The 13,482-nt window shown below is 69.7% G+C and carries 11 protein-coding genes; 5 read left to right on the top strand and 6 right to left on the bottom strand.

Features of this window, described 5'->3' with window-relative positions; translation table 11 throughout:
- Positions 1–41: 41 nt before the first annotated feature.
- The 5 genes from OG897_RS01525 to pdhA all read right to left on the bottom strand — a co-directional run bounded on the left by OG897_RS01525 (position 42) and on the right by pdhA (position 5,708).
- On the bottom strand, positions 42–1,343 hold the full coding sequence (locus OG897_RS01525; protein ID WP_266652082.1) for a nitrate/nitrite transporter: 1,302 nt from the start codon (positions 1,341–1,343) through the stop codon (positions 42–44).
- Positions 1,340–1,981, bottom strand: a complete 642-nt coding sequence (locus OG897_RS01520; RefSeq protein ID WP_266652080.1) for a GntR family transcriptional regulator — start codon at positions 1,979–1,981, stop codon at positions 1,340–1,342. The genes OG897_RS01525 and OG897_RS01520 overlap by 4 nt, the downstream gene beginning before the upstream one ends.
- Before the next feature lie 74 nt (positions 1,982–2,055).
- Positions 2,056–3,534: a dihydrolipoamide acetyltransferase family protein gene (locus tag OG897_RS01515; RefSeq protein WP_266652078.1), complete on the bottom strand. Its 1,479-nt coding sequence runs from the start codon at positions 3,532–3,534 to the stop codon at positions 2,056–2,058.
- Positions 3,535–3,546: 12 nt separating this feature from the next.
- On the bottom strand, positions 3,547–4,527 hold the full coding sequence (locus OG897_RS01510; protein WP_266652076.1) for an alpha-ketoacid dehydrogenase subunit beta: 981 nt from the start codon (positions 4,525–4,527) through the stop codon (positions 3,547–3,549).
- A gap of 5 nt (positions 4,528–4,532) precedes the next feature.
- Positions 4,533–5,708, bottom strand: coding sequence for a pyruvate dehydrogenase (acetyl-transferring) E1 component subunit alpha (pdhA, locus tag OG897_RS01505; RefSeq protein ID WP_266652074.1), 1,176 nt, complete (start codon positions 5,706–5,708; stop codon positions 4,533–4,535).
- A gap of 327 nt (positions 5,709–6,035) precedes the next feature.
- Between pdhA and OG897_RS01500 the strand changes: the two genes are divergently transcribed.
- The 3 genes from OG897_RS01500 to OG897_RS01490 all read left to right on the top strand — a co-directional run bounded on the left by OG897_RS01500 (position 6,036) and on the right by OG897_RS01490 (position 8,379).
- Complete coding sequence (locus OG897_RS01500) at positions 6,036–6,698, top strand: response regulator transcription factor (protein ID WP_266652072.1); 663 nt, start codon at positions 6,036–6,038, stop codon at positions 6,696–6,698.
- A 103-nt stretch (positions 6,699–6,801) separates the two neighbouring features.
- Positions 6,802–7,221, top strand: a complete 420-nt coding sequence (locus OG897_RS01495; protein ID WP_266652070.1) for a pyridoxamine 5'-phosphate oxidase family protein — start codon at positions 6,802–6,804, stop codon at positions 7,219–7,221.
- A 69-nt stretch (positions 7,222–7,290) separates the two neighbouring features.
- Positions 7,291–8,379: a phosphotransferase gene (locus OG897_RS01490; protein WP_266652068.1), complete on the top strand. Its 1,089-nt coding sequence runs from the start codon at positions 7,291–7,293 to the stop codon at positions 8,377–8,379.
- 51 nt (positions 8,380–8,430) lie between these two features.
- Here OG897_RS01490 and OG897_RS01485 read toward each other — a convergent pair whose 3' ends face one another.
- Positions 8,431–10,074: a protein kinase gene (locus OG897_RS01485; protein WP_266652066.1), complete on the bottom strand. Its 1,644-nt coding sequence runs from the start codon at positions 10,072–10,074 to the stop codon at positions 8,431–8,433.
- Positions 10,075–10,467: 393 nt separating this feature from the next.
- On the opposite strand from OG897_RS01485, the gene OG897_RS01480 reads away from it, so the two are divergent.
- Together OG897_RS01480 and OG897_RS01475 are read left to right on the top strand one after the other, a co-directional pair.
- Positions 10,468–12,084 (top strand): protein kinase, encoded by a 1,617-nt coding sequence (locus OG897_RS01480; protein ID WP_266652064.1) that lies wholly within the window; start codon positions 10,468–10,470, stop codon positions 12,082–12,084.
- A 634-nt stretch (positions 12,085–12,718) separates the two neighbouring features.
- On the top strand, positions 12,719–13,366 hold the full coding sequence (locus OG897_RS01475) for a PadR family transcriptional regulator (RefSeq protein ID WP_266652062.1): 648 nt from the start codon (positions 12,719–12,721) through the stop codon (positions 13,364–13,366).
- Positions 13,367–13,482 lie beyond the last annotated feature (116 nt).

Genomic DNA, 13,482 nt, shown 5'->3' with positions numbered 1-13,482 from the left:
GCCACAGGGCTCGGCGGGGTGCTGGTCAGAGACGTGTACGGCTATGCGGGTACGTGCACGGCCTCCACTCTGCTCGCCACAAGGTGCTCCCGCTCGCGCCGCGCCGTCCGCGTGCGCAGCCGCAGGATCTGGGTCAGCCCCACCGCCTGGAGAACGAACACCGAGGCGAACGCGATCCGGTAGTTGTCGCCGGTCGCGTCCAGCAGCACGCCCACCGCGAGCAGGGTGGTCATGGAGGCGATGAAGCCGCCCATGTTCACGATGCCCGAGGCAGTACCCTGACGCTCCGGCGGATTCGCGGGCCGCGCGAAGTCGAAACCGATCATCGAGGCGGGTCCGCACGCCCCGAGCACCACGCACAGCGTGATCAGCAGCCACATCGGCACGTGCTCCCCGGGGTACGCGATCGTCGCGCCCCACAACAGCGCGGTCGCCGCCACCGTGCCGAGCGCCAGCGGCACCCGCGCCGCGTGATGCCGGCCGATGACCTGCCCGTACACGAGCCCGATCGCCATGTTGGAGAGCACCACCAGCGTCAACAGCTCACCGGCCGCCGCCCGCGACATGCCCTGTGCCTCCACCAGGAACGGCATGCCCCACAGCAGCAGGAAGACCATCGCCGGGAACTGCGTCGTGAAGTGCACCCACATCCCCAGCCGTGTGCCGGGCTCGCGCCACGCGGCTGCGATCTGCTCGCGTACGAAGGAGGGTCCCGCCTTCTGGACGGGCGGCGGCTCGTGCCCCTCGGGGTGGTCCTTCAGGAAGAGCAGCGTCAGCACGAGGACCACCGCACCGGCCGCCGCGCTGCCGACGAACGTCACCGTCCAGCCGTACCCGTGCAGCGCCCGCGCGATCACCAGCGTCGAGACGAGGTTGCCCGCCATCCCGAACAAGGCGGCGACCTGCGCGATCATCGGTCCGCGCCGGGCAGGGAACCAACGGGTACCGAGCCGCAGCACGCTGATGAACGTCATCGCGTCGCCGCAGCCGAGCAGCGCGCGGGAGAGCAGTGCCATGCCGTACGTCGGCGAGAGCGCGAAGCCCACCTGGCCGAGCGTGAACAGCACCGCGCCGATGGCCAGCACCTTCTTGGTGCCGAGCCGGTCGACCAGCAGGCCGACGGGTATCTGCATGCCCGCGTACACGAGGAGCTGGAGTATGGAGAAGGTGGACAGGGCGGAGGCGTTGACGTGGAAGCGGTCGGCAGCGTCCAGACCCGCGACGCCCAGGCTGGTGCGGAAGATGACGGCGACGAAGTAGACGGTGACGCCGATCGACCAGACGGCCATGGCCCTGCGGCCGCCGGGAGGATCGCCGTGCAGGGGCTGCACTGCGGGCTTCATCGGTCGTCCCCCCTGACCAGGATCTTCACGCGGCTGACGTGGCGGCGTACGCACCCGGCTGCGGCCTCCGCGTCCCCCGCCTTGAGGGCGTCGAGCAGTTCGGCGTGCTCGGTGATGTTGAGGGCGATGCGGTCCGGGTGTGCCTCCATCACCGCGACGCCCATCCGCAGCTGCCGGTCGCGCATCTGGTCGTAGAGGCGGGAGAGGATCTGGTTCCCGGCGTTGCGGACGATCTCGGCGTGGAAGCAGCGGTCGGTGACGGCGACCTCCGCCAGGTCGCCCGCGAGCGCCCGGTGCTTCTGCTCGGCGAGCAGACCTTCGAGCCGGGCGATCAGCCGGGGCGACGCCGGTACGGCCTTGCGCACCGCGAACTCCTCGACCAGCAGGCGGGTCTCGACCACGTCAGCGATCTCCTGCGCGGAGACCGCGAGGACCAGGGCGCCCTTCTTCGGGTAGAGCTTGATCAGCCCCTCGACCTCCAGCCGCAGCAGCGCCTCGCGGACCGGGGTCCGGGACACCCCCACGGCTTCGGCGAGATGGCCCTCGGTGAGGAGGGTCCCGCCCTCGTAGCTGCGGTCGAGCACCCCCCTCTTGATGTGGTCGTAGACGCGTTCGGCGGCGGGGGGTGCGGCAGACATGCGCACAGCATAGATACAACAGGCGTACACGAGAAAGGCCCGTCCGCATCGCGGACGGGCCCCCTCCTGGCTGCTTACGCCCAGGTGATCAGGCGCTTCGGGTTCTCCAGGATCGCCGCCGTGTCGGCCAGGACCTTCGACCCCAACTCGCCGTCGACCAGGCGGTGGTCGAAGGAGAGCGCCAGGGTGGTGACCTGGCGGGCCTTGACCTTGCCCTTGTGGACCCAGGGCTGGAGCTTGATCGCGCCGACCGCGAGGATCGCGGACTCGCCCGGGTTGATGATCGGGGTGCCGGTGTCGACACCGAAGACGCCGACGTTGGTGATGGTCACCGTGCCGCCCTGCATGGCCGCAGGAGAGGTCTTGCCCTCACGGGCCACGGAGACCAAGTCACCCAGGGCGGACGCCAGTTCGGGCAGCGTCTTGGCGTGAGCGTCCTTGATGTTCGGGACGATCAGACCGCGCGGGGTGGCCGCGGCGATGCCAAGGTTCACGTACTCCTTCTGCACGATCACCTGGTTCGCCTCGTCCCAGGTGGCGTTGACGCCCGGGTTGCGCTTGATCGCGACGAGGAGTGCCTTGGCGATGATGAGGAGCGGGTTCACCCGCAGCCCCGCCATGTCCTTGTCCGCCTTGAGCTCCTCCACCAGCTTCATCGTGCGCGTCACGTCGAGGGTGATGAACTCGGTGACGTGCGGGGCGGAGAAGGCACTCTTGACCATGGCCGCAGCGATGGCCTTGCGGACACCCTTGATCGGGATGATCTTTTCGCGGGATGCGAGGGGCGCATCCGTATCGATCCCGACGAACGCCGTCGCGGTACCGGGAGCATCCACGTCGTCGATTGCTTCACGTGCTGCGTCTTCCCGGGAGACAGCCCCCGGGACTCCGGCCGTTTCACGTGAAACATCGACGGCACCCGAAGCCGCCGCATGCACGTCCTCACGCGTGATGACGCCGTTGGCACCCGTCGGCGTGACCGTCGCCAGGTCGATCCCGAGGTCCTTCGCCAGCTTGCGCACCGGCGGCTTGGCGAGCGGCCGCGCGAGCTCTTCGACGGCCGACGCCGACGTGCCGTTCAACTCGGCCTGGACAGCGGCGGAGTAGGCCGCCTTCTCCGGGGCCGGGCCGTCCGTCTTGCGGGCGCGACGCTTAGTGGAGGACTCGGAGACGCCGTAGCCGACCAGGACGGGCTGGCGGCCCTCGGGCGCCTTGTCCTCCTCCGGCTCCGTGACAGGCACAGGGGCAGGCGCAGGAGCGGCGACAGGGGCCTCCGGCGCAGCCGTTCCCGGCGCCACGTCGACCGTGATGATCGGCGTGCCGACGTCGACGGTCACGCCCTCCTCGAAGCGCAGCTCGTGCACCACGCCGTCGTACGGGATGGGCAGTTCGACGGCCGCCTTCGCGGTCTCGATCTCGCACACGACCTGGCCGTCGGTGACGGTGTCACCGGGCTGGACGTACCACTTGAGGATCTCGGCCTCGGTGAGGCCCTCGCCCACGTCGGGCAGCTTGAACTCGCGGTAGCGAGCAGAAGTGTCAGTCGTAGTCATCTGGTCGGCCCCTTAGTACGCGAGCGAGCGGTCGACGGCGTCGAGTACCCGGTCAAGACCCGGCAGGTACTCCTCCTCCAGGCGGGCCGGCGGATACGGCGCGTGGTAGCCGCCGACCCTCAGCACCGGGGCCTCCAGATGGTAGAAGCACCGCTCGGTGATGCGGGCGGCGATCTCCGCGCCCGCACCGTAGAAGACCGGAGCCTCGTGCACGACGACCAGGCGTCGGGTCTTCTCGACCGAGGTCTGGAGGGCGTCGAAGTCGATCGGGGACATCGACCGGAGGTCCACGACCTCGACCGACCTGCCCTCCTCGGCAGCGGCGGCGGCCGCCTCCAGGCAGACCTTGACCATCGGCCCGTACGCGGCGAGCGTGAGGTCCGTGCCCTCCCGGGCGACCCGCGCCTTGTGCAGCGGGGCGGGGATCGCGTCGAAGTCGACGTCGCTCTTGTCCCAGTAGCGCCGCTTCGGCTCGAAGTAGATCACCGGGTCGTCGCCCTGGATGGCCTGCTGCATCATCCAGTACGCGTCGGACGCGTTGGAGGGCGAGACGACCTTGAGGCCCGCGACGTGCGCGAACAGGGCCTCGGGCGACTCGCTGTGGTGCTCGACCGCGCCGATGCCGCCGCCGTACGGAATGCGGATGACGACGGGCAGCTTGATCTTGCCGAGCGAGCGGGCGTGCATCTTCGCGAGCTGCGTGACGATCTGGTCGTACGCCGGGAAGACGAAGCCGTCGAACTGGATCTCCACGACGGGCCGGTAGCCGCGCAGCGCGAGACCGATGGCCGTGCCGACGATGCCGGACTCGGCGAGCGGGGTGTCGATGACCCGGCCCTCGCCGAAGTCCTTGAACAGGCCGTCGGTGACCCGGAAGACGCCGCCGAGCTGGCCGACGTCCTCGCCCATGATGAGGACCTTGGGGTCGTTCTCCAGCGCCGTGCGGAGGGACTCGTTGATCGCCTTGGCGATCGGAAGCTTCTTGACTGCCATGGCTTTTACTTGCCCTCCTCGGCGAACGACGCCTGGTAGGCGGCGAACTGGGCGCGCTCTTCGTCGACGAGCGCGTGCCCGTCCGCGTAGACGTTCTCGAAGATCGCCATGGTGTCGGGGTCGGGCATCGAGCGCACGGCCTCCCGCACCCGCTTGCCGAGCGCCTCGCTCTCGGCCTCGATCTCCTCGAAGAAGGCGGCGTCGGCGAGCCCTTCCTTCTCCATGTACGTACGGACGCGCAGGATCGGGTCCTTCGCCTCCCACGCCTCGCGCTCCTCGTCGGCCCGGTACCGCGTCGGGTCGTCGGTGGTGGTGTGCGCGCCCATCCGGTAGGTGAACGCCTCGACCAGGGTGGGTCCTTCGCCCCGGCGGGCCCGCTCCAGGGCCGCCTTGGTGACGGCCAGACAGGCCAGCACGTCGTTGCCGTCGACGCGGACGCCCGGGAAGCCAAAGCCCTGGGCGCGCTGGTAGAGCGGCACCCGCATCTGCTTCTCGGTGGGCTCGGAGATCGCCCATTGGTTGTTCTGGCAGAAGAAGACCACCGGGGCGTTGTAGACCGCGGAGAAGGTGAACGATTCCGCGACGTCGCCCTGCGAGGACGCGCCGTCGCCGAAGTACGCGATCACGGCCGAGTCCGCGCCGTCCTTGGCGACGCCCATGGCGTAACCGGTGGCGTGCAGGGTCTGCGAGCCGATGACGATCGTGTACAGGTGGAAGTTGTTGCTGTTGGGATCCCAGCCGCCGTGGTTCACGCCGCGGAACATGCCCAGCAGGTTCGTCGGGTCGACGCCCCGGCACCAGGCCACGCCGTGCTCGCGGTAGGTCGGGAAGACGTAGTCGTCGTCCCGCAGGGCGCGGCCGGAGCCGATCTGCGCGGCCTCCTGGCCGAGCAGCGAAGCCCACAGGCCCAGTTCGCCCTGACGCTGGAGCGAGGTCGCCTCGGCGTCGAAGCGACGGGTGAGGACCATGTCCCGGTACAGCCCGCGCAGTTCGTCGGCGGACAGGTCGATCTCGTAGTCCGGGTGTGTGACCCGCTCGCCCTCGGGCGTCAGCAGCTGCACCAGCTGCGGCTCGTCGGGGGCCTTGGTCGCGGCCTTCTTGGTACCGGCGCGCTTGGCGGCCGCTCCAGATGCTCCGCTGCTGCGGCGCGGTTTACGCGCGGCAGTGCTGTCCACGGTCACGTGCGTGCTCCTCCGTCGGTCCGGCCCCCGGGGTCTGCCGGAAGGCCAGTGCGGCTCGCCCTGATCCCGTACCCGCGCACGGGGTGGGTGCGGCTCGGCCGGGACAGGGCGTGACAGGTGCCCCGGCGAACGCCCTGTCAAAAGCACGTTACCCAGTGCTTCGCATAACTGCGAAACCCCATTTGACCTGCGATTTTGCTTGGATTTCCAAGTAAATCGAAGAATGCGGGAACAACCACTGGTCAGAGCCTTGCGGGCCGCCGGAACAGGGGAACGTTATCCCGGTCACCTCGGGCACGGGAAGAGTTGGTGTGTGAGGATGGCGGCGTGCGCGAATCAGGCAAAATCACTGTTTTCCTCGTCGATGACCACGAAGTAGTCAGGCGAGGTGTCCATGAATTGCTCTCCGTCGAGGACGACATCGAAGTCGTCGGAGAGGCGGGTACGGCGGCAGACGCCCTGGTCAGGATCCCTGCGACCCGTCCCGATGTCGCCGTGCTCGACGTCCGGCTGCCGGATGGAAGCGGTGTGGAGGTCTGCCGCGAAGTCCGTTCGCAGAATGAGGACATCAAATGCCTGATGCTCACTTCGTTCGCCGATGACGAGGCCCTTTTCGACGCGATCATGGCTGGTGCGTCCGGTTATGTCCTCAAGGCGATCCGCGGCAGCGAACTCCTCTCGGCAGTACGGGACGTGGCCGCCGGAAAATCCCTCCTCGACCCGGTCGCGACGGCCCGCGTCCTGGAGCGACTGCGGGCCGGGAACAACGCCAAGGGCGACCAGCGCCTGGCCAACCTCACCGAGCAGGAGCGCAAGATCCTCGACCTGATCGGCGAGGGCCTGACGAACCGCGTGATCGGCGAGCGGCTGCACCTCGCCGAGAAGACGATCAAGAACTACGTCTCCAGTCTGCTCTCCAAGCTCGGCATGGAACGCCGTTCGCAGGCCGCCGCGTACGTGGCCCGGATGCAGGCCGAAGAACGCCGCTGACCTGGCAAAAAGTACCCCCTAGGTCCCTGATCAGGCACTTTGTGACTTTTCTCGGGACCTAGGTCTCTTTTGGACAGGGCCTGGCATCGCGCACAGTGAAGGCATGCCCACTTCCGAGCGCTTCCGCGCCATGCAGCTGCTGACCTCCGTTCCGTACGGCCGGGTCGCCACCAGCATGCGTGCGCTGCCGTTCCTCGCCGTCGCCCGCCATGTGGTGACCGACGGCGAGATCGTGCTGCGGATGCACGCCGGTTACGGCTACCACCAGGCGTGCAACGGCAGTGTCGTGGCGTACGAGACCGACAACTTCAACTCGGGCGACGTCCACCTGTGGTCCGTGCAGGCCACCGGAGAAGCCCGCGTCATCGAGCCGACCGAGGCCGAGCGGGAACTCTTCGGCCCTGGCCCCACCGAGGTCGAGGGCGAGCCCTTCGACCCCGTGTACATGCGCATCCATCCGCAGTTCTTCCTGGTGCACACGCTGCGCGACGTCCGCGAGCGGGCCCTCCAGCACATCGGCTGAACCAGCCCTTGGGACGGACGGATACACAGGGTGAGGCCACGTAACCTGTCGTGATCTAACATCTGCCGGGTGCCGCGCTCATCTGTTTCCGCAGAACCCGCAGAACCCGCAGAACCCGCAGAAGCCGTCGGACCCGCCGCCGTTTCACGTGAAACATCCGCCCCGGCCCCGCCCCTGGACCGCCTGCTGCGCCGGTACGCCTTCCTGGGCGAGCCGGTGTCCTGCGAGCCCGTCGCCCAGGGCCTGCTGAATCACGGTTTCCACCTGGCGACCACCCGCGGCGACTTCTTCCTCAAGCACCACCTCGACGGCGACCGCACCGCCATCGCCCGCCAGCACGGCGCCACCCAGCGCCTGGCCGAGCTCGGTGTCCCCGTCGCACCGCCCCTGCCCGGCACCGACGGCGACACCCTCGCGGTGATCGGCGGGCGCTGCTACGCACTGCACCCCTGGATCGACGGCAGCCACCGCGACGGCGCCCAGCTCACCGAGGCCGAGTCACTCCGCCTGGGCGCCCTGCTCGGCGTCGTACACACCTGTCTGGACCGGGTCATGGAGTCGGCGGCCGGACGCGACGGCGGGCAGCTCAGCGCCGATCCCCGGGACAGCTTCGAGACCATCGACGAACTGCTGCTTCTGGCCCGCAGGAGGCGCCCCAGGGACGCCTTCGACGTCCTCGCCGAACACCGCCTCCTGGAACGCCGCACGCTCCTGGAGCGGCACGCACACCGTCGTCCGCTTGCCGGGGCAGAGCCCACCGCGGGCTGGGTGCACGGCGACTTCCACCCGCTGAACCTGCTCTACCGGGACGCGGAGCCCGCCGCGATCGTCGACTGGGACCGGCTCGCCGTGCAGCCCCGCGCCGAGGAAGCGGTCCGTGCGGCGGCCATCTTCTTCGTACGGCCCGACGGCCCTCTGGAGCTGACGAAGACCCGTGCGTACGCACGGGCGTACCGGCGCACCACGGGGGCGGGGGAGGCCGAACTGGCCGCCGCCGTGCACCGGGTGTGGTGGGAGCGGCTCAACGACTTCTGGATACTGCGCTGGCGCTACCAGCTGCACGACCGAAGGGCCGACCCGCAGTTTCCTGCGGCGTCGGCCCTGGCGGTCTGGTGGACCAAGGAGTACGAAGCCGTGCTGGACGCCTTCGCGGGGTGATACCCGGCCCGGGGGCCCGGGGCCTCGAAGCTGAGGCCCTGCGTGCCCGTGTTACGTCGTGTTGCCCGGCTCGGTGCCCGGGTCCTTGGGGTCCTTGGGATCCGGGGCGGGGTCGACCGGCGGCTTGGGGTCGGTAGCAGGGTCGACCGGGGGCTTGGGATCCGTGCCGGGATCGACCGGGGGCTTGGGATCCGGGTCCGTGCCGGGATCGACCGGGGGCTTGGGATCCGGGTCCGTGCCGGGATCGGTGCCCGGGTTGGTCGGCGGGGGCTTCGTCGGGTCCACGGGCGGCTTGGTCGTCTTGTCCTTCGTCGGCGGCTTGGTCGTCGTCTTTTTGGGCGGCAGACCGCCCGACCCGCCGTTGGTCGACGAAGAGGAGCTGCCGTTCTCACTGTTCCCGCCGGAGGAGTCCTCGTCGGTGGGGGACTCGTCGCCGGTCGGGGTCTTGTCGGGATTGCTCGGGGCGACGGGCACTTCCTTCTTCGGCTCTTCCTTGCCCGTCGGCTGGTACCAGTTGTTCGCGTACGACACACCGACCCCGATCGCGAGGACCGCCAGCACCGCGAAGATCCACATCTTGGCGCGGCTCGGACGCTCGTCGTACTCGCCGTCGTAACCCCCGTCGTGCGGGTTCTGCGGCGGCAGCATCCCGCCCGGCCGGAACTGCGACGTGTCCCCGTGCTGCGGGTGCCCCATCGCCGTGGTCGCCGTGTTGCTGCCGTGAGCGGGCGTGTAGCTGCTCTCGTGCATCTCGACGGGACCGGTGTTCCAGGTGCCGGTGTGGCTGCCCTGCTGCTGGAGCATCTGGAGCCCGTACTGGACCAGCCCGCGCATCTCCTCCGCGCTCTGGAACCGGTCGTCCGGGTCCTTCGCGAGGGCGCGCATGGCGAGGCCGTCGAGCTCCGGCGGGGCCACGTCCGACATCTCGGACGGCGGCACCGGAATGTCCTGGACGTGCTGGTAGACCACCGACAGCGGCGTCTCGCCCATGAAGGGGGGCCGCAGCGCGAGCAGTTCGTACAGCAGGCAGCCGGTCGCGTACAGGTCGGAGCGGTGGTCGACAGCCTTACCGAGCGCCTGCTCCGGGGAGAGGTACTGCGGCGTGCCCATGACCATGCCGGTCTGCGTCATCGTCGACTGCACGCCGTGCAGGGCGCGCGCGATGCCGAAGTCCATCACCTTGACCGCGCCGCCGTGCGTGATGATCACGTTCGCGGGCTTGATGTCGCGGTGCACGATGCCGTGCTGGTGGCTGTACGCGAGGGCCTCCAGCACGCCGGAGACGATGATCAGCGCCTGCTCCGGGCCCGGGGCCTCGGCGTTGAGCAGCAGGTCACGGATGGTGTGGCCCTCGACGAGCTCCATCACGATGTACGGGACGAGGTTGCCGCCGATGCGGTCCTCGCCCGAGTCGTACACGGCCACGACCGCATGGTGGTTGAGGCCCGCGACCGACTGCGCCTCACGCGTGAAGCGCGCCTTGGCGACGGGGTCCTCGGCGAGGTCGGAACGCAGCAGCTTCACCGCGACCGTACGGCCCAGCCGCACGTCCTCCGCGGCGAAGACCTCCGCCATGCCGCCACGACCGAGACGGTGCGTCAGCCGGTAGCGGCCATCTCCGACAAGTCCGCCCATACCGAACGATTCCGGCAGGTCAGACACTCCACCGCCGGTGTCCTCGGGTTCGGGTGCCATCAGTCCTCGCCGTCATCATCTGTCCGCGCTCGCGGGGGCCGTCCGGTCACAAAACCGTCGGCTCGTATGCCCGCGTCGCGGTGGTTCACAGGGTTCTCCGCCACGTCACGCTACAGCCTCGCGCATGGCCCCTCTGCTATCAGATGGACCTGCCATCAAAACCGTTGCGCCTGTACCCGTGCAAATTACCCACCCTCAGGCGTCCTGCGGATAACGCTTCCGAGTCTGTTCCTTGCCCGTACGGTCACGGAACGGGCACCTCGCTTGACGTGTCGGACCCCTCGGGCAGACTTGGCCCGTAATGAGGGATGATCGCGGATTGTCTCTGTACGGGCCTCCGGCAGCGGGGGCCGGTCCGACGCGGAACACCGCGGCCGAGGGGGAAGCACAGTCATGAGCCAGGACGGCACGCAGGGCCGGTACGCGGGCGGCTCCGTGGCAGGTGGTCGCTACCAGCTCCGCGACCTGCTCGGCGAGGGCGGCATGGCCTCCGTCTACCTGGCCTACGACGCGGCGCTCGACCGCCAGGTCGCGATCAAGACATTGCACACGGAACTGGGACGCGAAGACGCCTTCCGCGAACGGTTCCGGCGCGAGGCCCAGGCCGTCGCCAAGCTCTCGCACACCAACATCGTCTCCGTCTTCGACACCGGCGAGGACGATCTCGGCGGCGCCCGGATGCCGTACATCGTCATGGAGTACGTCGAGGGACAGCCGCTCGGCTCGGTCCTGAACGACGACATCCAGCGGTACGGCGCGATGCCCGCCGACAAGGCCCTGAAGATCACCTCCGACGTGCTCGCGGCGCTGGAGACCAGTCACGAGATGGGCCTCGTCCACCGCGACATCAAGCCCGGCAACGTGATGATGACCAAGCGCGGCGTCGTGAAGGTGATGGACTTCGGCATCGCCCGAGCCATGCAGTCCGGCGTGACCTCCATGACCCAGACCGGAATGGTCGTCGGCACCCCGCAGTACCTCTCGCCGGAGCAGGCGCTGGGGCGCGGCGTGGACGCCAGGTCCGACCTGTACTCGGTCGGCATCATGCTGTTCCAACTGCTCACCGGCCGGATCCCGTTCGAGGCGGACTCGGCGCTGGCCATCGCGTACGCACACGTCCAGGAGGAGCCGGTCGCCCCGTCCTCCATCAACCGGACGATCCCGCCGGCCGTCGACGCGCTGGTCGCCCGCGCGCTGAAGAAGAACCCGAACGAGCGCTTCCCGAGCGCAGCGGCGATGGCCGACGAGTGCCACCGCGTGCTCGCCTCGGTGCAGCCGGGCGCGGCTCCCATGATCGTCCCGGGCAGCGGCCCGGTGCAGGGCGCGGGCTCGGGCGTCGGCTCGGCGGTCTTCCCGCCGGTCGACCAGACGGGGCACAGCGCCCCGTCCAGCGGCGTCCAGACCCCGTACACGCCCCCGGCCCACCACCCGTACGGCCCCGCGACGCCCGCGCCGATGCCGACTCCGGCCCCGCAGCCGGCGTACGGATACCCGCCGCAGCAGAGCGGGTACGCGACGCCCGCGCCGTACGCGCAGAACCCCACGCCCGTACCGACGCCTCTTCCCGCGCCTGCTCCGGCCAAGAAGAAGAACACCCCGATGCTGATCGGCGCCGTGGCAATCGTGCTGGCCGTGATCGGTGGTGTGGTCTTCGCGATCCTCCCGAAGGACAAGACGGAGGACAAGCCGTCCGACCCGGCCAACGGCCAGCAGGCGGGCCACAAGGCTCCTGACCGGTCGAAGGTCGTCGAGACCACGGTGTGCACCGACGCCAAGGAGGACACTCTCGACCCGTCCAAGGTCGTGATGCCCAACTTCGTCTACATCAACGTGCGCTCGGTCAAGGAATGCGCCCAGGCGGAGGGCTGGTCGATCCGCGAGAAGCCCGTCGACGAGAACCAGTGGGGCGAGGAAGCGGTGATCGACCAGTTCCCGCGCGCGGGAACCGCGATCGACCCGAAGAGCACCACCATCGAGCTGACGGTCTCCACGGGCAACCCGGCCAAGTAGTCCCGGCCCGTCACGGTCGCCTCAGCCGCACCCCCAAGAACCCCAGCCCCAAGCCCACCAGCACGATCCCGACCCCCAAGGGCACCGGCCTGACCGCAACCGCCCCCGCCCGTGGAGCAGCCTGCACGAGGGGGTCCGGCCGGTGCACCTCCGGCACTCGGGGAGCCACCGTCGGCGGCCGACGAACAGGCGCCTGCGGCATCCGGACCGCCACCGGTCGCACCACTTCCGGCTCGGGTGCCCGCCCCGGCCGCACCCGTCCCGCCCCTGCCTTCCGCCCGGCGAACCGCTCACCCACCCCGACGCTCTCACCGGCAGCGTGCGCAGCGGAGTCCGAGTCCGCAGCGGAAGCGGAGTCCGGGGTCGAAACCGAGGTCGAAACCGGGGGAGAGGGCTCCTCCGCCGACGCGGGCCCCGCGCCCCCCAGCACCAGAACGGCTCCCGCCGCCCACACCGCACCGTGCGCCCGCAGTCCTGAAGCCATCGGCCGACCGCCTCCCGTCGGGTACCCCGGACCCATCGGACTCAGCGTCACATAACGCAACCAACCGGGCACGCGGACCGAGCCATCCGGTCACACCTCCACCAAGAGCCCGGCTTGCCACCACGGCCATACTCGGTATACATACTCAGTATGTCGATCCGCCACGGGCTTCTCGCCCTCCTCGAACAGGGCCCTCGGTACGGCTCCCAGCTGCGCACCGAATTCGAGTCCCGCACGGGTGCCACCTGGCCCTTGAACGTCGGGCAGGTCTACACGACGCTCAGCCGCCTGGAGCGCGACGGCATGGTCGTCCCGGACGGCGACGACGACGCGGGACACCCGCTGTACGCGATCACCGACGCCGGACGCGACGAACTGCGCCAGTGGTTCGAGCGCCCCGTCGACCGCACCAGCCCGCCCCGCGACGAACTCGCGATCAAGCTGGCGATGGCCGTCGGCGCCCCCGGCGTCGACATCCGGTCCGTCATCCAGTCCCAGCGGCACGCCACCCTGAAGGCGATGCAGGACTACACCCGGCTCAAGGCCCAGGCCCTGATCGCCGTCGAGTCCGGCGGCAGCGACCTCCAAGAGAGCCCCCGGGGCCGCGACGACATGGCCTGGCTGCTCGTTCTGGAACAGCTGATCTTCCAGACCGAGGCCGAGGCCCGCTGGCTCGACCACTCCGAGTCCCGGCTCGTCCGGCTCTCCGCCGCGGCCAAGCGGGGAGCCACTCCGCCACCGGCCGATCCCGCCCCGCGCACCGCCAAGGGCGCGCCTGCCCGAGCCACCCGCCGCTGACCCCGGCACCGCCACACCGGCGTACGACCGCTCCCGTCGGCCGTATGCCCACCACTTCCGTACGACCGCCGACCGGCGCCCCGTGCCGCGCGGCCCTTCCAGGGGGGACCCCAGAC

The sequence above is a fragment of the Streptomyces sp. NBC_00237 genome, assembly GCF_026342435.1.
Taxonomy (GTDB): Bacteria; Actinomycetota; Actinomycetes; order Streptomycetales; family Streptomycetaceae; genus Streptomyces.
This window is presented reverse-complemented; position numbering and strand designations above follow the sequence as displayed.